This window comes from Pedobacter sp. 10L46_2, from assembly GCF_056395165.1.
Genome location: NZ_JBFTIZ010000026.1, coordinates 1 through 21,548, shown reverse-complemented (window position 1 = coordinate 21,548; position 21,548 = coordinate 1). Strand labels below are relative to the sequence as shown.

The window sequence follows — 21,548 nt, the reverse complement described above, 5'->3', positions numbered from 1 at the left end:
TACCAGGTCTGTAGCTTCTGGGCAATGGCCGACAATGGCAGGTTATCAATATCTAGCCTGCTTCTTATCCACTTAGTTTCTTCGGGTTTCTTGGAAAAAGAATCAGTTTGCAATACAGAAACCTTATACTCTTTAGTAACAGATTCATCTTTTGTTTCCGATTGATTATTGCTTACTACTTTTTGATTGGGTTTTAAAATCACAAAATTGCCAGGATTACTTTTAGAATCTATACGAACACTTCCATGTATTAATGATGTCTCCGTTGTTTTTGAATTAGGATAAGCCTTTATATTGAAAGTGGTTCCCAGAACTTTTACATCGTTAAAAGAAGTATGAACAATGAATGGATGGGCTGTATCGTGTTTTACATCAAAAAATGCTTCGCCGGTAAGCCACAACTCTCTTTTTCCAGTATCATATGCATCATCTAACTGAATTGAGCTTTCTTTTGCCAGCGTTATTACAGTACCGTCGCTTAGTATGATGGTTCTGCGTACAGCCATTCCTGACGAGTAATGTTTAAAAATATTGGGAGTGTTTTTATCTTTTAAATATGGATTTGAATAAAAGTATAAAAATAAGACAGCTACAATAGCCGCAGCTATCCCTATGGTATACTTTAGATATGCTCGTTTATGATTAAGGTTAGGTTCAGTGCCAAGTTCAATTTTTTCAACAAATGCATTACGATATTTTATTCCCTCTTTTAAATCTTTAATCTGACTTAAGCGACTGCCTTGTTTAACATTTAAGATGTTGACTATTTTTTTTGCTTCTTCAAAATCAGTTTTTCTATGTGGAATCTTTTCAATCCACTCATCCCATAAAATCTGATCGGCAAGGCTGGTTCCAAGACAATATTGCTGAAAGGATTCACAGCAAATTAGCTCTTCAATACAAAAATCATCCTTAATCCCTACCATAGTATTTACATTTACCATACAGACGGCAGAAACGACTCCTTTTCCTAAGAAATTCTGTAATATTTTCTAAAACAATTACTTTAAGAGCTTCTTCAACATCTTAATTGCATCGTAAATTGTATTATAAGCCGTTTTCACGGTTTGAGAGCTACGCTCGGCTATTTGTTCATACGTTAAACCTTCGAAAAATTTCAACTGAATCAACTCCATTTGTCGTGGAGTTAATTGTTTAATTGCCAGTTGTAGTTTGTGCTTCAACTCATCATCTTGCTGCACAGCAATCATAATCTCCTCGTACGATAGTTCAGCACGCTCTTCTTCAGCCCCCATCCTGCTAACTGCCGCATTCATTTTATCTGTATATGCCAATTGATCAAGCATACATCTTTTTAGTGAAGTCATCAGATATGACTTCACATTATCTACAGCGTTCAGACGAGATCTTTTATCCCACAAGTTCAAAAACACCTGATTAACACAATCTTTCACCAGTTCATCGTCAGCATTTATTTTTAATCCAAATCGGATCAAATGAAAATACATGTTATTGTATAATTCAAATAGCGCTTGCTTATCACCAAGGCGCATTTTATCCCAATAGCTTCTAACGTCTTCCTCGAACAGCATAGTCAAGGCTTAATATAGGGGTTTTATGAGAAATACCTGGAAATTAAAAATCCAAAGGGCCTAATCTTCTCATATTTTTCAATATAAGAAATTGTCTGTGTCTGATATATTGAGTAGCTTTTTTAGGAGTCCACCTTCTTGGATTAGGGAAACAAGCAGCGATTAGTGCTGCCTGAGCCCTGCTTAATTTAGTGCAGGACTTACTAAAGTAAGATTGGGCTGCAGCCTCAGCTCCGTAGATTCCATCTCCCATTTCAATTACATTTAAATACACCTCCAATATTCTTTCCTTGCTCCAAAGCATTTCAATCAATAGTGTAAAATAAGCTTCAAACCCCTTTCGAATCCATGAGCGACCAGGCCATAAGAATACGTTTTTGGCAGTTTGCTGAGAAATTGTACTTCCACCTTTTATTTTTTTTCCACTCTTATTTGAGGCAAAAGCTTTTTCAATAGCTTTTAAGTCGAATCCAATGTGTTTAAGAAATAGCTGATCTTCTGCAGATACAGCTGCTCGTTTCATATTATCGGATATATCTTCAAAGTCAACCCATTTTTTCTCCATTTTAAATGGTTTATCATCAGAACTACGCTCCAGATTTCTTTGGATCATTAAGAGTGTAATAGGAGGATTAACAAATCTGTAAACCAGCACCCAAAGCACAGTAACCATTAAGAACCAAAGGAATACTTTGGTAACAATGGTTGTAATTTTCTTAAATAAGGGAGATTTTGGGGTTTTTCTACTAGTTGCTCGTTTACGTTTTGCCATCGGCCAAAGGTAAGTCATAAGCCGATAATTTTAAAGCCTCGGGGAAGGTTGTATGCAAAAAAAAAGCGTCCTTATTTGGGACGCTTTTTAATATCAGAAGATAGATGATTACTCAGCTACAACTGCGAAAGGAACCTTAACTTTCACTTCTTTGTGTAAGTTTAAGTTAGCGATATAATCACCAACAAATTTAGGTTCAGTTTCGAAAGTGATACGGCGACGGTCAACATCAAAACCTTGTTGTTTTAATGCATCAGCAATCATGATAGTGTTTACAGCACCAAAAATCTTACCTGTTTCACCAGCTTTAGCACCGATAGATAACTTAACGTCAGTTAAACGCTCAGCAATACCTTCAGCATCTTTCTTAATTTTATCTTGTTTAAAAGCAGCTTGCTTTAAGTTTTCTGCTAATACTTTCTTAGCTGAAGGAGTAGCTAACTGTCCAAATCCTTGAGGGATCAGGTAGTTACGGCCATATCCTGGCTTTACAGAAACGATATCATCTTTTTCCCCTAGGGATTTGATATCTTGTTTTAAAATAATTTCCATCTCTCAGCTCCTATTTTAATTGGTCAGCAACGAAAGGCAACAAACCGATGTGGCGAGCGCGTTTTACTGCTTGAGCCACTTTACGTTGAAATTTCAATGAGGTACCGGTTAAACGGCGAGGTAAAATTTTACCTTGATCATTGATAAACTTCAATAAAAAGTTTGCGTCTTTATAATCAATATATTTAATACCGTTTTTTCTGAAACGGCAATATTTTTTCCTGTTATCGTCCACTTTTGGAGCAGTAACATATTGTATTTGATCCTTTGCCATTATACTGCAGCCTCCTGTTTAGGTTTTTTGTTAAAAGCACCACTGCGTTTCTTTTCATTATATGCAACCGCATGACGGTCTAATCTAATGGTTAAGAAACGTAGAACACGCTCATCGCGTTTTAGTTCTAATTCCAATTTACTAATTACTTCACCTGAAGATTTGTACTCTGTAAGGTGGAAGAATCCGCTTGCTTTTTTCTCAATCGGATACGCTAATTTTCTCAAACCCCAATTGTCCTCTTGAACAATTTCGGCTCCGCTATCAGCTAAGATCTTGCTGTATTTGGCAATAGCCTCTTTCGCAATTTCTTCTGACAACAACGGGGTTAGAACGATAACAGTTTCGTACTGATTCATTGTTATTATTTGTTTTTTAATTAATCCGCTCTTAATGCGGGATGCAAAAGTAACAATAAATTTCTAATAATCAAATGATTTAGTGTTTATTGAACAACTAATTCAGTCCCGCTTATTCACCAGGTTACAATATTAACGTGTGTGCAGCCTTTAATAGATATGTAGGATCATATCCTTCATATCAAGGCCGAAAGCTTCCTGACGTTACAAATAAAAAAAGGTTGCCCCAAAAGAACAACCTTTGTAAAAAAATTATTGTACCTACTTAGTACATTTGAACTGTTTTTGTAAAAACCTGGTTTGCCGATCTAATGATAAAAGTAAGCTCTTTCAGACCACGCGCAACGTCAAATCTCTTAACAAACTTTGTCTCTCCCTCAAACACACGTTCATATACAGCATCATTATATCGGTCTAAAATTTGAATTTCTAGGGGCCCCTTTGGAGCATTTTCAAAATTTAAAGTAATAATCCCGTTTTCTTTCGTTAACACTGGCCGAACCACATCAGCAACTAAAGGGTCTGAAACAGAAGCCTTACCGTCCTTAAGCTGTATCTTATACTCCGCCGTATTAGATTCTGTTTTCAGCTGAAATCTATAGCTCCCATCTGGAAGCGAATTCAAATCATATGTCTTTGTAGAACCTTTTAATGCATTTATCTTTTTTCCATATACAACCTCATTGTTAGCATCATATAAAGACACTTCAACAACCTGCGTTTCATTAATAAAAAAAGTGACTGATTTTTCGTTTACATCCTTAAGTTTAATCGAAAAATTACCCTCACTTGCATACAAACCAACAGAATTAATTAATAAAACTGCGATCAAACTGATTTTTATAAAATTTTTCATATCAAAACTATTTAAATTGAACAATTAATTTATAAACCAAAATTACCGCTGTTTTCAATCAAAAATTTATTGCATATTTCCATATATCTATGCTATATTAACCCTCAATTTGAAATTAACTTCAGAAATCATATTTTATTCACTAAAAAAACGAATAAAAAGAAAATGAGGAATACAAAACCAGGCTTTGAAATCATTGAATCTTCTTTCGGAAGCTCCTTTTACTATTCAAAATATGCAGAGAAACTAAACAATAAGGCACATGTATGGCATTACCACCCCGAAATAGAAATGGTCTTTGTAAACGGGGGATCCGGTAAACGGCAAATCGGGAGTCACCTTTCTTATTATACAGATGGGGATTTAATACTAATCGGCAGTAACCTGCCCCATTGTGGCTTCACGGACAGTAATACAGCCAACAAGAATGAAACGGTTATTCAAATGAAACCAACCTTCCTGGGGATTGATTTTTTAAAACTACAGGAAACAAAATACATCTCAGACCTCTTTAATAAAGCAAAGGGAGGTATTGCTTTCGGAGCCGAAACAAAAAAAACAGTTGGCAAGAGAATAGAAAGTATGGATAACCAACAACCTTTTGATAGACTTCTAACATTATTGAGCGTTTTAAAGGACCTGGAAAATGCTAAAGACTACAAAATTTTAAATGCCTCAGGTTTCTCCATGGAAATGCAAGTTCAGGACAATGACAGAATCAATATGATTTTTAACTACATTAAAGATCATTTTCAGGAAGAAATTAATCTCGCGGCTATAGGAGAGATGGCCAGCATGACTACCCCATCCTTTTGCAGGTACTTTAAGAAAATAACAAAAAAAACTTTTACCAGATTCGTAAATGAATATCGGGTGGTACATGCCGCAAAGCTTTTGGCAGAGAAGCAGATCAGTATTGCAAATATCAGTTACGAAAGTGGGTTCAATAACTTCAGCCATTTCAATAAGCTATTTAAAGAGTTCACAGGAAAAAGTGCGTCAGAATACAGAAAAGAACTGAAATCCGTTTTCAAGTAAGCAGCGCTCTACTTTTACAGTCAATTTTTCAACATTTCCAAATTACCACATTCCAACCTCAACAAAAATTCATATTTTCGTTGGCGAATGGAAAATTTTATAGTATCAGCCCGTAAGTACCGCCCGGCAACGTTTGAAACCGTTGTTGGACAGCACCATATTACAGGCACGCTAAAAAATGCCATTAAGAACAATCAGTTAGCCCAGGCATTTTTATTCTGTGGCCCCAGAGGTGTAGGTAAAACTACCTGTGCCCGTATTCTAGCTAAAACTATAAACTGTACTAATCTAACTGAAGATCAGGAAGCCTGCGGAACATGTGATTCATGTGTTTCATTTCAGACTGGTCATTCATTTAATTTTCATGAGCTCGATGCTGCATCAAATAACTCTGTTGACGACATCCGCAGTTTAATTGAGCAGGTGCGCATTCCCCCACAGGCCGGGAAATATAAAATTTACATTATAGATGAGGTACACATGCTATCTGCAAATGCATTTAATGCATTTCTGAAAACGCTTGAAGAACCACCATCTTATGCTATTTTTATATTAGCCACAACAGAGAAGCATAAAATACTGCCAACTATCCTATCAAGATGTCAGATTTTTGACTTTAATAGGATTCAGGTCGATGATATATCCAGCCATCTGAATAAGATTGCACAACGTGAGAATATTTCAGTTGAGGCCGATGGATTACATATTATTGCCCAAAAAGCTGATGGTGGATTAAGAGATGCACTCTCTATGTTCGACCAGATTGTGAGTTATACCAATAAAAACTTAACCTACAAATCTGTAATCGACAACCTGAATATCCTTGATTACGATTATTATTTTAAGCTTACTCAAAACCTGACCGGTGCAGATGTTAGTAATGCATTAATCTTATTTGACGAAATCTTAAATAATGGTTTTGATGGCAATAATTTCATAAATGGGCTGGCAGGTCACCTACGTAATTTATTAGTTGCTAAGGATCCTCAAACCACAAAGCTTTTAGAAGTAAGTGAAAATATTAAGCAGAAGTACATTTCACAAAGTCAGCAAACACCTGTTTCATTTATACTTACTGCGCTAAATCTTGCCAATCAATGTGATCTCAATTATAAAAACAGTAAAAACCAGCGATTACAGGTAGAACTGGCTTTAATAAAAATGTGCCACATCCCTTCGGTACTTCAACTCGCCCAGCAGCCTAATAACAACTCCGCCACTGACACAGATCAGATTAAAAAAAAAACTAATGTAAGTTCGTCTGCACCTACAAACACTGTCTCAGCAGAGACCCCAAATAAGATAGCTGAACAGAATTCATCTAGCCTGCCATCAATTCCTGCAGCAAAGATAGCGAGCCCGCCACCGGCCACGAAGATTGCACTGAAACCTCTCGCCGACGTTAAAAAAGTGGCGACATTAATACCATCACTAAATGACATTGGCCGTGTAGCGGAAGGCGAGGATGGCGACGAGCCGAAATACATTAGCGGAGATGCAAGAGAGGCTTTTACCTATGAACAGCTATCAGCATTATGGACCCAATATGCAAATAAGGCAAAAGATGATGGCAAAATAAACATATACACCCTGCTTAGCAGTTCAGCTCCAATACTTGATTCTCCTGAGGAAATTACTGTACACGTAGAACATAAACTACAGGAAGGTTTATTACAGGAAGAAATGATAGATTTCCTTAATTTCTTAAGGCCAAATCTGAAAAACTTTAACCTAACCATTAAGGCTAAACAGGTAGCAAGAACTGTAGTCAACAGACTTTATACCAATACTGAAAAATACCAATACCTGATTGAGAAGAACCCTAAACTGGAAGAAATGCGTAAACGCTTTAATCTCGACGTTAATTCTTAATGAGGCTTTCCCGGCGGCGTGTCATTAACAGGATACCCCTCTTCGTCCAAATCATCCCGTTCATCCTCGGGAGTGCGTGCCAGCAGCTGATCTTCTGGCTCAAGCTCAAGGCTCTCTAATGTGTCGATGTGCATAGCAGCACTTTCTAGGTTTTCTCCAATTTGTTGATCTTCATCATACGCTGAACCATTATATGGATTTGCTTCATCATATGTAGAAATACTATCCTCACCATTTGGCGCAGAGGTATCATATGGCAATGGGTGATCATACTCACTATCTTCACCCCTTACATCAAATTCAAAGCTGTTTCGGGTCTTATCGTATGATAAATTATTAAAATCTTTAGTTTCTCCCAGTTCGGTTGGATGAAGTTTGTCGAGTGCTTTTCTTGGTCCGGGAACATTGTTTTGGTCTGCGCTCATAACAGTAAATTTTATATATAAACTTAGATAAAATTGTTTTTATAAACAATTATAGTCTCTATGAATATGATGTGTAAATAAAACCTAAAAAGATCCTGAATTGTTTTCCGTTTTGGATTTAAATAAGAAGCCCGCTTACAAATGCAAACGGGCTTCTTATATAAACTTTTTTTATCTTATAAATTTGTCAAAGCAGTATTGAATGTTTCACTTGGGCGCATTGCTGTAAAAGCTAAATCGTCATTAGGATGATAATAGCCTCCAATATTTTGTGGTTTACCCTGCGCTCCTATCAACTCTCCTGAAATCTTTGCTTCATTTTCAGTTAAAGCCTTAGCTAATGGGGCAAATCTAGCCTGCAATTCTGCATCCTTAGTTTGCGCAGCTAAACCCTCTGCCCAATATAAAGCCAAATAGAAGTGCGAACCTCTATTGTCTATCTGGCCTACTTTACGGGCCGGAGATTTATCATTAGCAAGGAATTTCTCAGTTGCCAAATCCAAAGTTTCAGCAAGTACCAAAGCTTTTGGATTATTTTGAGTTTGCCCTAAATGTTCAAGGGAAACAGCTAATGCTAAAAACTCTCCTAATGAATCCCAACGCAAATAACCTTCATGAATGAACTGCTCAATATGTTTTGGCGCCGAGCCACCTGCTCCGGTTTCGAATAAGCCTCCTCCGTTCATTAATGGCACTATAGAAAGCATTTTTGCCGATGTACCTAATTCCAAAATCGGGAATAAATCAGTTAAATAATCACGCAGGACATTACCGGTTACCGAAATGGTGTCTTCTCCTTTACGAATTCTGTCTAGCGTAAACTTCGTTGCTTCAATTGGTGATAAAATACGGATGTCTAAACCAGTCGTATCATGATCCAATAAGTACTTATTTACTTTTGTAATGATCTCTCTGTCATGCGCCCTGTTCTCATCTAACCAGAAAACTGCCGGCGTAGCCGATAAACGAGATCTGTTTACAGCAAGTTTTACCCAGTCCTGAATTGGTGCATCTTTGGTTTGACACATCCTAAAGATATCTCCTTTTTCAACTTTTTGATCAAAGAAAACTTTACCGCTGGCATCTGTTACCCGGATTGTCCCGTTAGCAGTTGCCTGGAAAGTTTTATCATGAGAACCATATTCCTCTGCCTTTTGTGCCATTAAACCTACATTTGGCACAGAACCCATTGTAGTAACATCAAAAGCACCATGAGCTTTGCAATCATCAATTGTAGCCGTATAAACACCAGCATAGCAACGATCTGGAATGATAGCAATCGTATCTTGTTGCTTGTTATCTTTATTCCACATCTGTCCTGAAGTACGGATCATAGCAGGCATAGAAGCATCAACAATTACATCAGATGGCACATGAAGGTTGGTAATTCCTTTATCTGAATTTACCATGGCAATTGCCGGACCATTTTCAATTGCCTCGGCGATTGCAGCCTCAACTTCTGCCTGTTTAGGGTTCCCTGCAATTTTAGCATAAACATCTCCTAAACCATTGCGGGTATCTACATTTAATTCTTTAAATAAATCTGCATATTTAGCAAACACATCTGCAAAGTAAACTTCAACTATAGCTCCAAAAATGATTGGGTCAGAAACCTTCATCATCGTGGCTTTTAAATGCGCCGAAAGTAGAACTCCCGCTGCCTTTGCCTCTTCTATAGCTTTAGACACGAAAGATTTTAATGCAGAAAGACTCATTGCAGAACTATCGATAACCTCACCGGCTTTTAATGGCGATAAGCCCTTTAGTTCCGTAACAGATCCATTAGTGTCTACAAATTCTATCCTAAATTGAGAAGCTTCTGTTAAAGTAACTGATTTCTCAGATCCATAAAAATCACCTTCACTCATGCTTACAACTTTGGTTTTCGAATCTGCAGACCACGCTCCCATTGAATGGGGATTAGCCTTTGCGTAATTCTTAACCGCTTTTGGTGCTCTACGGTCAGAGTTACCCTCACGTAAAACTGGGTTAACTGCTGAACCTAAAACTTTTGCATATTTTGCTTTGATTGCTTTTTCTTCCTCTGTTTGCGCATTATCAGGATAATTAGGGATAGCAAATCCTTGCGATTGTAATTCGGTAATCGCACCAACCAATTGTGGAATAGAAGCCGAAATATTAGGCAATTTGATAATATTTGCCTCCGGTGTGGTTGCTAGCTGGCCTAATTCTGTCAACGCATCTCCAACTTTTTGGTCTTCCTTTAAAAATTCAGGAAAGTTTGCCAAAATTCTTCCGGCCAAAGAAATATCTCTGGTTTCTACATCAATACCTGCCGAGGCCGTAAAAGCTTGTACAATTGGTAATAATGAATAGGTTGCCAACATTGGCGCTTCATCTGTTTTGGTATAGATAATTTTTGATGTATTTGACATATTTTTATAAATACGATTATATGAATAAAAAAAATAAAGCAGTATTGTTTATGATAAACGTGCTTTCTATTAAAATCGCCTAAAGATATAATAAACAGATGAATTTCATGGTGTTTAACTGAATATATTAAACAGTAAATAGCCAATAGATGATGGTAATTATTAGCTGGTAAATTTTAGCTTTGTTAAAGAATGAAAACATTTTTAACAGGACTATTTGCCCTCATAGGAGTTACAAGCTTTGCTCAGGCACAACAGGATTCTATCAGAAGATTAAATCAGGTTACCATAAGACCTTATTTTTCCAACCAATCTTTAATCAGATCTACAGGTACAATTGGCCTTATTGATAGTGGAACCCTTAATAAACAATCCGGCAACTCATTTGTCTCAGCTGTAAATACAGTTCCGGGGGTTAGAATGGAAGAACGTTCTCCTGGAAGCTACCGGTTATCTATAAGAGGCAGCTTACTAAGATCGCCTTTTGGAATAAGGAATATTAAAATTTACATGGACGACTTCCCTTTAACTGATGCAGGGGGTAATAGTTATCTGAATGCTCTCGATGTCGCAGGCGCATCACAACTTCAAATTTTAAAAGGCCCACAGAGCAGTATCTATGGGGCTAACTCTGGTGGCGTCATCTTGATACAACCCCAAGGCACTAACGTACCAACGGACAGCACTTCTGTTGTGTTAAAACTGGAGGGTGGATCATTTGGAGCTTTTCATCAAAATGCATTATTACAACATCAATCGGGAAAGTATAAATTAAGCATTACACAAGCTTATCAGCGAAGCGATGGCTATCGCGATCACAGCAATATGGACCGCAAGTATTTTCAGGCGCTGCAAAAGTGGGATTATACAAAAAACGCGAACTTAAAAGCATTGTTATTCTATTCCGATCTACACTATAATACTCCTGGTGGATTAACTGAGGCTCAATATCAACAAAATCCAAAATTATCTCGTCCGGCTGCAGGACAGATCAAAAGTGCAATAGATCAAAAAGCGGGTATCTATAGCAAAACCTTATATGGCGGCATCTCCAACAATTGGATAATAAACGGTAATTTCAAACATGTTATCTCCGTATTCTCATCTTATACAGATTTTAAGAACCCCTTTATAACCAACTATGAAAAACGGAAAGAATTTACTCTGGGGCTCCGCTCTTATCTGGAATACACTAGAAACACATCTCATGTAGAATGGAAGTTTAACCTGGGGCTGGAAAGTATGAAAACTGGTACCGATTTTGATAACTATGATAATAATTACGGTCAGCGGGGTGCTGTTCAGGCATCGGATAAACTAAACGCAAATTCCAGCTTCGCATTCGCCCATTTAAGTATCGATCTTCTTCAAAAACTGTTCATTGAATTATCTGCAAGTGCCAATCTCTATGGATACAACTACAAGAGCATTGCTCCAGTTGCCATTCCTAAAAAAACGAACAGGTTTGATATCCAGTTCATGCCAAGGGTAGCTTTGTCCTATAAAATAGATGATCAATTGTCGTTAAGAACCTCCGTGAGCAAAGGATATTCTCCCCCAAGTCTTGCCGAAGTAAGGGCATCAAACAATGTAATTAATGTTGATTTACAACCTGAATATGGCTGGAATTATGAGACTGGAGTAAGATATGAAGGTGTGAACAAAAGGCTATTTGTTGATGTAACCGGATTTTATTACAATCTTAAAAATGCAATTGTTAGACGCACTGTTTTAGTCAATGAAAAAGAAGCAGAGTATTTTATAAATGCAGGAGGCACAAAACAATGGGGTCTCGAAAGTTCTTTAGCTTTCTGGATTATTCCTCTCAATAATATACATTTTGTTAAAGGTCTGCAGTTAAAAAATTCATATACACTTAGTCATTTTAAATTTGATCAGTACCTGGACAAGACCAATAATTTCTCTGGAAATGACCTTACCGGAGTTCCTAAAACAACAATTGTTAGTAGCACCGATTTACAATTACCTAAGAGCTTTTCTGTATTTTTACAGCATAACTATACTTCTAGTATCCCACTTAATGATGCAAATACAGTTTACGCAAGGAAATATCACCTGGTACAAGCTAAAATTGGGAAAAAGAACTTATACATAGGAAATGTTCCCTTTGAAATCTACATAGGAGCAGATAACATATTAAACGAAAAATACAGCTTAGGCAATGACCTGAATGCTCTCGGTGGGCGGTATTTTAATGTCGCAGCAACAAGGAACTTTTATGGCGGGTTGTTAATATGTTTATAACTAGTTAACAACTATTTTTTCCTCATCTTTCATTTTAAATTAAATGTTTGTAATTTGTTGTTAGACAATATGAAACATGAATCCTAACAACGAAACTCTATTTTCAGAAAAACAGCGATTTGGGCAAAAATGGATTTGGGCAATCCTTATTGGAGCTAACTCAATATTCTTTTACGGCGTTTTTTATCAGGTTTTTCAAAGAAAATCATTTGATGACAACTCTATGAGTAACATGCAGTTGCTAATAGCCTCTGGCTTAATGCTATTGTTTACACTTGCAGTTTTAACATTAAAACTAGAAACCTATATTAAAAAAGATGGCATTTATGTACGTTTTTTCCCCTTCCATTTAACTTTGAAAAAATATTCCTGGGATAATATTCAAAGATTTTCTGTGAGGCAATATGATCCTATTACCGAATATGGTGGCTGGGGATTTAGATTTGGTTTCCTAACCAAAGGAATGGCGTTTAACGTTTCTGGAAACAAAGGCATACAACTGGTTTTAAAAAATGGATCCAGACTATTAATTGGGACTAATAAACCAGATGAAGCATTAGAAACGCTAAAGAAACTGGAACAACGGTCTGTATTTAATTAGCTTATTTTTTAAATATGCTCTGAGTAGGATATCTTCTATGTCTTAAATTATTAAATATCAACGCTACTAAAAATAGAATCATTATCCCCGATAATACTGGAGATAATACGTACATATAACCTAAGGCCTTAATTTTTTCGCTGCCAATTACGGCTATTAATGCTGTTGCTCCACCAGGAGGATGCAATGTTTTGGTGATTTGCATTGCAACTATAGATATCGATACAGCTAAGGCACAAGCCAGCCAACTCTCGCCAGGAAAAAATTTAGCAATGGTTACTCCAATTATTGCCGAAATCAAATGACCACCTATTAAATTTCTTGGTTGTGCCAGGGGACTATTAACAATGCCGTAAATTAATACTGAAGACGCGCCAAAAGAACCTATCAGATACAAATTATCATTGGCCACCAGATACTTGCTATTTAACAATCCTATTAAGCCTATCCCAATAAATGACCCAATAAAAGTTAAAATGTGCTCTTTAGCATCAATTAAAGTTTCACGATATAATACATACCTTGCCCTACGATAGTGCTTCCTGATTCTCTTTCTCGGCATTGCTCTTTAAAATATGGCGCAAAAGTAAGATTATATCTAGCCATTTACTAGTAATTATCTAATATCAATACATCTTATAAACTATAAGGTGAGCAAAAAAACGCACCTTATAGTTTTAAATTAGTAGCCTAAATTAGTAGCCAGCTGTAAAACGCTGACGAGGATGTTTGTTATTTTCTAGTTCATCAACAATTGCCATTGCCAAATCCTGAACCGACAAAGTACTTCTACCATCTTCATTAAACACAGGGCTATTTGTTCCTAAACGATATTTACCAGTTCGACCGGTTGTAATGCCGGGGTGCATTTCAATAGCAGGGCTAAAGAAACTCCATTGCAAATATTCCTCTTGTTTAAGTGAAGTTAAATAATCTCTGGCCGCAGTAGCACCGGCTTTATAATCCGCAGGAAAATCAGGTCCGTCAACTAATTGTTTACCATCAATTTCCAAGCTACCTGCACCTCCAACAACAATTAGGCGATCCACTCCAGATGCTTTAACAGCTTTTTGAATGGCCTCGGAACCTGCTATAAAGTCGTGGTACAGATTCGGGTTTGTCCATCCGCTATTGTATGCACTGATTACTGCATCACTTCCTTTTAATGTTTCTATTAAAGCCAATGTATCATTTACATCAACACCTTTAACAAACAAATTATTGTTGTCAATTTTAATCTTTTCAGGACTCCGTACAATAGCGGTAACCTCATGCCCGCGATTAAGTAATTCTTCTAAAATGGCGGTTCCTACGAAACCACTTGCGCCAATTAATGCTGTTTTCATATCCTTATTTATTTTTAAATGTTATTGTAACATTTTTCATTACAGTTATATATAAAAAAATCAATCAAAATGATTGCTGAAATCCGCAAGTGTTTGAGACGAAAGTTCTTTTACTAATGCCTGCTCTGTCGAATTATACAAGTTATTCAAATGTGTATTCATTTGTTTACCTACAGAACATTGCGGATTAGGTGTATTCTTAGAAATACCTAGCAAATTATTTTGTTTTACTGCCTTATAAATATCTGCCAGATTAATCTCTTTTGCAGATTTACTTAAATAGCTCCCCCCATTTTTTCCCTCTTTACTATCAACAAATCCATGATTCCTTAAATTACTTAATTCCTTTCTTACCAATACTGGATTTATATTTATACTTCCAGCCATAAATTCTGATGACAACAGTTCACCCTTAGCCCTTTCAAGTAAAGTAAGTATATGTAAAGAAATAGCAAATCTCGAGTTATTCATTCTGTAACTAAAATTATTACAGTACAAAGGTAAGGTAATAATTGTAAATTCCAAATACCAGGATCCGTGCTAGATCGATGCTTGTTCGACGATGCTTCGACTTTACTTCGCAAAACAGGTACTTTTGCCGAACAATCGGCACTCTAAAGCCGGACATCCAGTACCTAACACAAAGCGTGTTGTTGCCAGTTACAGCGGGCCACCATAATTTAATGATTAGCAAGTTTCGGGTTTTATTGTCTGGCTTATCAGCGTAATTTTGTTATATTAAATTAAAGATCATGGAAACATTAAGCCAAATTGATTACAACAGAATTGCCGAGGCGATAGCATATTTAAAATTAAATTTTAAACAACAACCTTCGCTAGATCAAGTTGCTGAGCATATTAACCTGAGTCCATTTCATTTTCAACGGATGTTTAAAGAATGGGCAGGCGTTACTCCAAAGAAATTCCTGCAGTACCTTTCTATTGAATACGCAAAAAGCATCCTTAAAGATAAAGAAACAACCTTATTTGATGCAGCCTATGAGACAGGATTATCAGGCACCAGTCGTCTGCACGATCTCTTCATAAATATAGAAGGAATGACTCCGGGTGAATTTAAAAATGGAGGGGAACAGCTTACCATAAACTATAGCTATGCAGAAAGCCCTTTCGGATCTCTAATAGTCGCATCAACAAAAAAAGGAATTTGCTATATGGCTTTTGCTGATGACCAGATAGAGGCATTAACAATGTTAAAAAGCACATTCCCTAATGCTAAGTATTGTCAGCTATTGGATATGATACAGCAGAATGCACTTTACATCTTTACTCAGGACTGGAGCAGACTAAATGAAATTAAACTTCATTTAAAGGGCACCCCTTTTCAAATAAAAGTATGGGAAACCTTGTTAAAGGTTCCTATGGGAGATTTATCTACCTATGCTACCATCGCATCTGCAATTAACAATCCAAAAGCCAATAGAGCAGTGGGCTCAGCTATTGGGAACAATCCCGTTGCTTTTTTGATTCCATGCCACAGAGTCATTAAATCCACAGGAGAATTTGGGCAGTATCATTGGGGTAGTTCCCGTAAAACAGCAATAATAGGATGGGAGGCTGCAAAAACAAATTCTCAAGAATAAAAGACCTTATTCTTTATTTGCAAGACTTCTCCAAAGATAAAACACCAGATAACTCTCCCATCCAGGATAATTTCTAAAAAATGCCTGAATTTCCTCATGCTGTTTTTTATCTGTAATGATATTATGGTTTAACAAAGAATTTAAAAGCCCTGCATCGCCATAAGGAACACATGAATGTTCCTTTAAAGATTTCATAAGGGCATAGTTGGCAGTCCACACACCTATGCCCTTTATACTATTCAATGCTTTTTGTCTTGCGTTAAGGTCCGGCAAAGCAAGTAAATTATCTTTGCTCATTTCTCCACTGGCAAATGCCTTAGCAATAATAATCAGGTATTCGGCTTTACTTCTTGAGAATTGCATTTCTCTCAAATCATCTATAAAAAGTTCCGCAAGGACCTTGCAATCTGGAAACACATAATAATTGACACCATTAAAAGGAATATAAGTTCCGTACTTTTCTACCAGTCGTCTTTTTAATCTATATGCAAAAGTGAGATTGATCTGCTGCCCTATTATTGCCCAACAAATAGCTTCAAATAAATTAGGAATACCTATTAATCTTAACCCGCTATATGCTGTTACCATATAAGCTAGCCTTTCATCATTTTTTACTAATCGATAAAAGGRTTCCATATCTTTTTCAAGGTCAAACCAATCAGATACAAATTGTTTGAGCTTTTTTACACCGTTTTCTTCCAGATCTCCTACAAGTACTTCGATCAGTAATTTACCTTCATAAAAGGCTACGCTAACCAATAACTGGCGACCCTCAATTTCAATAACCTTTATAACCTGATCTGCATCTACTTTGTGCATGCAATCGTCAAAGTTTCTATCCAAAAACCACAAACACTCTTCGAAATCAAAATTCCTAGGGACTTCAATAGATATGACTTGTTTATTCATATCTCAAAAGTATTCATTTGTTTATACAATAAAATCTGATTCTTGCTTAATATGTAGTACCAACTTATTCCCGCAAACCTTTTATAGCCTAACTTTAACCGACTTCTCATTTGCCCCGTTAAGGTAAACTACCTGCTGTTTGGCTTTTCTTAATTCGCCCCCATCTATATTAACGAACTCGTTACCTGTCCCTTCCAAACTAAGCAATACTTTACAGGGGGTTAAAACACGGACACCTGTAAGCAATATATCTTTGGAATTTGTGATCCGAAGCAATGAAGGAGCATCTAAACTTCCTTGCAAACTTAAGCCATTTATAGAAACATCCTGAACATTATCAAAAACTACAGCAGGCCGAAGGTCATTCTTCTCAAACTCAAACCGCACATTATGCAAGCTTAAGCCTTTTACGTTTCGGGCATATAAACCATAAGCTGGCGGCCCACCTGGTGTTTTGTCCCATACACCAAAATATTCAGCTGCAATATTGGGCACGTCTCGCTTTTCTGCCTGTTCTGCAGTTCCCCCACCCGCATACTTTATATGAACATCGGTAAAACTGATGTCTTCAATATAATATTCGCCCATTGCATTCAAGGTAATGCATGAGTTTTTTTCACCCTCCCATGTATGTAAATCAAAATGAATGTCAGGATGAGGAACTGGCAATGCTACAACATTAGCCCTTATGTTATTAAATGAAATATTTCGGAGATAGGGTTTCCCGGCAAGTTGATTATTTTCTGCATTTTTATTACTATTTACCCCGCTGAAGCCAATACCGATTGGACCGGTTACATTTTCCATAACTATATTTGAGAAGCTAAAGTTCTGTATACCTGCAGCACCGGCACTGATCTTTATTGCACAACCATAAGTATCATAAATAAGGCAGTTAGTAATAGCAATATTTTGTGATTCACCACCCCCAAAACGAAATATTGACCATCGTGTACTGAAACTACAATTAGTTACTGTAACGAACTTATTGCTACCAAATAAGGCACAGGCATCGTCCTGGCATTGAACATCACTGTTAATCAAATGAACATATTGACAGCTATTGAAATGAAAGCCATCATTATTTTTATTTACCCGGTTGTAAATCCGTACACCATCAATATACGCATGTTTGCACTTCAATAATCGCACGCAATGATATGCGCTTGCAGCCATAAAAACATCATCCATCCGCAAGTTAGTACACTGGTAAAATATTAAGAGATGAGGCCGATCAAAATTGCCGTTTACTCCGTTTTGTCCAGGCCCGGTATTGTCGCCCTTTCCTGTATAAAATGCGAGACCATTTCCATCTATAGTCCCCTTGCCTTCTATACTAAGTCTTTCAGCATTTACGGCATATAAGAATACAATATTCCCATTTCCTTCGGGAATTCCTTTTCCTGCTGTATAATCCTCTCTTTTAGGACTTCCCAAAAGTTTTGCTTCTGTAGAAAGGTGCAAAGTTACATTAGATTTAAGCTCCAGAGTTCCCGACAGAAATACGCCGGCAGGGATCATCACCACACCCCCTTTATTATCACTACAAGTATTTATAGCATTCTGAATAGCATTTGTATCGAGCACCTTGCCGTCTCCTTTAGCTCCAAAATCTCTGATATTGTAAACATCCGTTCTGCTTTCTGCCTGGGGTATCTTTGCACTAATTAACGAAGCTCCGGCTACCGTAAGTGCGGGCACAGAAACTCTTCCTAGCCATTGACGGCGGGATAATTGATCCATACTGTAGTTTGATTTATAAATGATTTTACTATCATAAATATACGGACGACGATAAAACAATAACTCTCCCGAATAAACTAAATGCTCAGCCGTATTGGCTTTTGGCAAGGCTATTGTAGATAAATAATTCCAACCAATATCATTATGAAAAAATCACTTCTACTTTTAACAGGCATTGCACTACTTGCCTCCGCTTGTAATAGCAGCAATACTGATGATAAAAGTGTCGACAGTACTTCAGTAACATCCATGGACACTTCTCTAACACCATCTGTACCTGTTCAGGAAAAAATATCTGAGTGCTATATCTACACTAAAAACAGAGATACTGCCAAACTTAAAATAAACACAGAAAATGACGAATTGACCGGTGATTTGAGTTATAGTCTATTTGAAAAAGATAGTAACAAGGGGACCATTTCAGGAGAGGTTAAAGGCGACACAATTCTAGCAGAATACAATTTCGATTCGGAAGGGATGCGCTCAACCAGAGAAGTTGTATTTTTAAAAAGAGACAGAAAACTATATGAGGGCTTTGGCGAAGTAGAAGAGAAAAACGGCAAAACTGTATTTAAAGACAGATCAAAATTAAAATTTGGAGACGCAATGGTATTTTCTTTAACAGATTGTAAATAGGCTAAAAATTTTCAAAGCGTTCCCAAAAACCATCAACAGGTAGCTTAGCAAAAATATTTACAGGCTCTTTTTTTACTGGATGAATAAATTGCAATCTACGCGCATGTAAGCAGATACTACCCTTTCTGCTTCCTCTGGGATAACCATATTTGTTATCACCAACAATAGGACATCCTAAAGTAGATAGCTGTACTCTTATTTGATGAGAACGCCCGGTAAGCGGATCAACTTCAATCAGGTAATAACCACCAAGTTCCCCTATTAACCTATAACTTAATTCCGAACGCTGACTTCCGGGAACTTCAACATTATGCGGAGTAACAATATTTTTTTGAGGGTTTTTTACTAACCAATGAACAAGTGTACCTGAAGCTTTAGCAGGCTTATTCCTAACAATGGCCCAATACGTTTTTTTTACTTCGCGATTTTTGAATACTGCATTCATCCGCTCTAATGCCTTGCTTGTTTTAGCAAAAAGTATTACTCCACTAACGGGCCTGTCTAAACGGTGCACAACACCCAAAAAAGCACTATTAGGTTTATTATACTTTTTAGCAAGATATTTTTTAACCTGCTCATCAAGAGGCTCATCTCCAGTTTCATCAATCTGCACAATATCACCTGCGCGTTTCAGTACCGCTATAAGGTGATTGTCCTCGTAAAGCACATCTTTATCAGTTACCGGCATTAATACTGCTCCTTTTCGTTCGGGAAATCCTTTGCTTTCACATCTTTAATGTACGACTGTGCAGCTCCCAATATACCATCATACAGATTTACATATTGACGCAAGAAGCGAGGTTTAAAACCTTTTGTTAAACCAATCATATCATTAACAACCAAGACCTGACCATCGCAATCAGGGCCCGCGCCAATACCTATAGTAGGAATTTGTAAACTTTCAGAAACTACTTTAGCTAATTTTGCTGGTATTTTTTCAAGCACAATAGCAAAACAACCAGCCTCCTGAAGCGCAATTGCATCAGTTTTTAACTTCTCTGCTTCATCTTCATCTTTTGCTCTTACAGTATAAGTTCCGAACTTATAAATAGACTGAGGTGTTAATCCAAGGTGCCCCATAACAGGAATTCCGGCCGTAATGATGCGCGATATTGACTCTGCTACTTCTGTTCCACCTTCAAGCTTTACGCCGTGTGCCCCAGATTCTTTCATGATCCTGATAGCAGAATTAAGTGCTTCTTTAGAATTTCCCTGATAGCTACCAAAAGGCAGATCGACTACAACGAAAGCTCGTTTTGCTCCTCTAACTACACCTTGAGCATGATAAATCATCTGATCAAGTGTGATAGGTAAGGTGGTTTCATGTCCAGCCATTACATTAGATGCAGAGTCCCCAACTAATAATACATCCAAACCAGCATCATCAAGAATAGTGGCCATCGAATAATCGTAAGCGGTTAACATGGCTATTTTCTCTCCACTAGCCTTCATCTCCTGAAGTATATGTGTGGTTATGCGTTTAACCTCTTTGTTTACAGACATAGTTCTATAGTTTTGTAGCGACAAAATTAGTTTTTACATTCGAAATAAAGACAGTTTTATCGTTTTTGTGACATTTTGTTAATGCCTGTCTAAGTTTATATAGTGCTATATAAACTTAGAGCGATTTATAATTGCCAAATGCCATTCGAAACAATCTAAAAAAAAATCTTGATTTAAATCCTCAAAAACGTATCTTTGTATCCCGAAATGAAGGGGTCACTTAACAGCACATTTGTTAACTACAAAAACGGCATCAAAGCCGCGCTAGAGCCATCATTTTTTCCTTTTTTTATCCCAATAATTTCTCTTAATAAATACCATGACTAATTACACCAAGTTACCTGCAATCTTGTTACTGGCTGATGGCACAGTTTACCACGGTAAAGCCGCTGGAAAAATAGGCACAACAACAGGCGAGATCTGTTTTAATACAGGTATGACAGGATATCAGGAAATTTTTACGGATCCTTCTTATTTCGCCCAGATTATGGTAACCACCAATGCACATATTGGAAATTATGGTATCCACAAAGACGAAACTGAATCAGAAAGTATAAAAATTGCCGGTTTAGTTTGTAAAAATTATAACATTGGTTTTAGCCGTAAAGAAGCTTCTGAGTCTATACAGGATTATTTTCAGAATGAAAATATTGTAGGCATTTCTGATATCGATACACGCGCTTTGGTTCGTCACATCAGAAATAAAGGAGCAATGAATGCAATTATTTCTTCAGAAATCACTGACCTTGAAGAATTAAAAAGCAAATTAGCCGAGGTACCATCTATGGATGGTTTAGAATTATCTTCTAAAGTTTCTACCAAAACACCTTATTTCTATGGTTCACCT

General features: G+C 37.0%; 23 protein-coding genes. 7 read left to right on the top strand and 16 right to left on the bottom strand.

The features are described from left to right. The 7 genes from AC1DDX_RS04815 to AC1DDX_RS04785 all read right to left on the bottom strand — a co-directional run. Positions 1–926: FecR family protein (locus AC1DDX_RS04815; RefSeq protein ID WP_477621816.1), on the bottom strand; the 926-nt coding region annotated here is incomplete at its 3' end. Between the two features lie 75 nt (positions 927–1,001). Continuing rightward, complete coding sequence (locus AC1DDX_RS04810) at positions 1,002–1,553, bottom strand: RNA polymerase sigma factor (RefSeq protein ID WP_172661441.1); 552 nt, start codon at positions 1,551–1,553, stop codon at positions 1,002–1,004. Between the two features lie 43 nt (positions 1,554–1,596). Then, entirely contained in the window at positions 1,597–2,343 is a 747-nt protein-coding gene (mtgA, locus tag AC1DDX_RS04805; RefSeq protein ID WP_394367892.1) for a monofunctional biosynthetic peptidoglycan transglycosylase, read from the bottom strand. Between the two features lie 90 nt (positions 2,344–2,433). Then, entirely contained in the window at positions 2,434–2,877 is a 444-nt protein-coding gene (gene rplI, locus AC1DDX_RS04800) for a 50S ribosomal protein L9 (RefSeq protein WP_048907352.1), read from the bottom strand. Between the two features lie 10 nt (positions 2,878–2,887). Beyond that, positions 2,888–3,151 carry a 30S ribosomal protein S18 gene (gene rpsR / locus AC1DDX_RS04795; RefSeq protein WP_012780908.1) on the bottom strand — a complete coding sequence of 88 codons (264 nt, stop codon included), beginning with the start codon at positions 3,149–3,151 and terminating at the stop codon, positions 2,888–2,890. After that, positions 3,151–3,510, bottom strand: coding sequence for a 30S ribosomal protein S6 (gene rpsF, locus AC1DDX_RS04790; protein ID WP_048907353.1), 360 nt, complete (start codon positions 3,508–3,510; stop codon positions 3,151–3,153). Before rpsF ends, rpsR begins: the two co-directional genes overlap by 1 nt. Before the next feature lie 265 nt (positions 3,511–3,775). Continuing rightward, positions 3,776–4,366, bottom strand: coding sequence for a flagellar hook assembly protein FlgD (locus AC1DDX_RS04785; protein WP_172661442.1), 591 nt, complete (start codon positions 4,364–4,366; stop codon positions 3,776–3,778). A 165-nt stretch (positions 4,367–4,531) separates the two neighbouring features. Between AC1DDX_RS04785 and AC1DDX_RS04780 the strand changes: the two genes are divergently transcribed. After that, positions 4,532–5,404 (top strand): AraC family transcriptional regulator, encoded by an 873-nt coding sequence (locus AC1DDX_RS04780; RefSeq protein WP_477611832.1) that lies wholly within the window; start codon positions 4,532–4,534, stop codon positions 5,402–5,404. An 87-nt stretch (positions 5,405–5,491) separates the two neighbouring features. Beyond that, on the top strand, positions 5,492–7,276 hold the full coding sequence (locus AC1DDX_RS04775) for a DNA polymerase III subunit gamma/tau (protein ID WP_172661444.1): 1,785 nt from the start codon (positions 5,492–5,494) through the stop codon (positions 7,274–7,276). Here the strand turns inward: AC1DDX_RS04775 and AC1DDX_RS04770 are convergent. Continuing rightward, positions 7,273–7,701, bottom strand: coding sequence for a hypothetical protein (locus AC1DDX_RS04770; RefSeq protein ID WP_172661445.1), 429 nt, complete (start codon positions 7,699–7,701; stop codon positions 7,273–7,275). The two genes, AC1DDX_RS04775 and AC1DDX_RS04770, sit on opposite strands and share 4 nt — an antisense overlap. Before the next feature lie 176 nt (positions 7,702–7,877). Then, on the bottom strand, positions 7,878–10,097 hold the full coding sequence (locus tag AC1DDX_RS04765) for an NADP-dependent isocitrate dehydrogenase (protein ID WP_172661446.1): 2,220 nt from the start codon (positions 10,095–10,097) through the stop codon (positions 7,878–7,880). Positions 10,098–10,289: 192 nt separating this feature from the next. On the opposite strand from AC1DDX_RS04765, the gene AC1DDX_RS04760 reads away from it, so the two are divergent. Continuing rightward, positions 10,290–12,362, top strand: coding sequence for a TonB-dependent receptor (locus AC1DDX_RS04760; protein ID WP_337717193.1), 2,073 nt, complete (start codon positions 10,290–10,292; stop codon positions 12,360–12,362). Positions 12,363–12,438: 76 nt separating this feature from the next. Further along, a complete protein-coding gene (locus AC1DDX_RS04755; RefSeq protein ID WP_172661448.1) occupies positions 12,439–12,963 on the top strand; it encodes a DUF6141 family protein in 525 nt (174 codons plus the stop codon). Between the two features lies 1 nt (position 12,964). On the opposite strand, the gene AC1DDX_RS04750 is transcribed toward AC1DDX_RS04755, so the two are convergent. From AC1DDX_RS04750 to AC1DDX_RS04740, 3 genes are all read right to left on the bottom strand, one after another. After that, complete coding sequence (locus tag AC1DDX_RS04750) at positions 12,965–13,525, bottom strand: HPP family protein (RefSeq protein ID WP_172661449.1); 561 nt, start codon at positions 13,523–13,525, stop codon at positions 12,965–12,967. Between the two features lie 133 nt (positions 13,526–13,658). Further along, positions 13,659–14,309, bottom strand: coding sequence for an NAD(P)-dependent oxidoreductase (locus AC1DDX_RS04745; protein ID WP_172661450.1), 651 nt, complete (start codon positions 14,307–14,309; stop codon positions 13,659–13,661). A gap of 60 nt (positions 14,310–14,369) precedes the next feature. Beyond that, positions 14,370–14,780, bottom strand: coding sequence for an RrF2 family transcriptional regulator (locus AC1DDX_RS04740; protein ID WP_172661451.1), 411 nt, complete (start codon positions 14,778–14,780; stop codon positions 14,370–14,372). 281 nt (positions 14,781–15,061) lie between these two features. Here AC1DDX_RS04740 and AC1DDX_RS04735 point away from each other — a divergent pair, with 281 nt between their 5' ends. After that, on the top strand, positions 15,062–15,910 hold the full coding sequence (locus tag AC1DDX_RS04735) for a bifunctional helix-turn-helix domain-containing protein/methylated-DNA--[protein]-cysteine S-methyltransferase (RefSeq protein ID WP_288882101.1): 849 nt from the start codon (positions 15,062–15,064) through the stop codon (positions 15,908–15,910). A gap of 6 nt (positions 15,911–15,916) precedes the next feature. Here the strand turns inward: AC1DDX_RS04735 and AC1DDX_RS04730 are convergent, their stop codons facing one another. After that, positions 15,917–16,819, bottom strand: a complete 903-nt coding sequence (locus AC1DDX_RS04730; protein ID WP_477621815.1) for a DNA-3-methyladenine glycosylase family protein — start codon at positions 16,817–16,819, stop codon at positions 15,917–15,919. Positions 16,820–16,900: 81 nt separating this feature from the next. Beyond that, on the bottom strand, positions 16,901–18,670 hold the full coding sequence (locus tag AC1DDX_RS04725; RefSeq protein ID WP_477621814.1) for a glycoside hydrolase family 28 protein: 1,770 nt from the start codon (positions 18,668–18,670) through the stop codon (positions 16,901–16,903). A gap of 36 nt (positions 18,671–18,706) precedes the next feature. Between AC1DDX_RS04725 and AC1DDX_RS04720 the strand changes: the two genes are divergently transcribed. After that, on the top strand, positions 18,707–19,198 hold the full coding sequence (locus AC1DDX_RS04720; protein ID WP_288882094.1) for a hypothetical protein: 492 nt from the start codon (positions 18,707–18,709) through the stop codon (positions 19,196–19,198). A gap of 1 nt (position 19,199) precedes the next feature. On the opposite strand, the gene AC1DDX_RS04715 is transcribed toward AC1DDX_RS04720, so the two are convergent. Both AC1DDX_RS04715 and panB read right to left on the bottom strand, forming a co-directional pair. After that, complete coding sequence (locus tag AC1DDX_RS04715; RefSeq protein ID WP_172661456.1) at positions 19,200–19,886, bottom strand: RluA family pseudouridine synthase; 687 nt, start codon at positions 19,884–19,886, stop codon at positions 19,200–19,202. Next, positions 19,886–20,701: a 3-methyl-2-oxobutanoate hydroxymethyltransferase gene (gene panB, locus AC1DDX_RS04710; protein ID WP_172661457.1), complete on the bottom strand. Its 816-nt coding sequence runs from the start codon at positions 20,699–20,701 to the stop codon at positions 19,886–19,888. The genes AC1DDX_RS04715 and panB overlap by 1 nt, the downstream gene beginning before the upstream one ends. A gap of 319 nt (positions 20,702–21,020) precedes the next feature. On the opposite strand from panB, the gene AC1DDX_RS04705 reads away from it, so the two are divergent. Continuing rightward, a partial coding sequence (locus tag AC1DDX_RS04705) for a carbamoyl-phosphate synthase domain-containing protein (RefSeq protein ID WP_477621813.1) occupies positions 21,021–21,548 on the top strand: 528 nt, incomplete at its 3' end.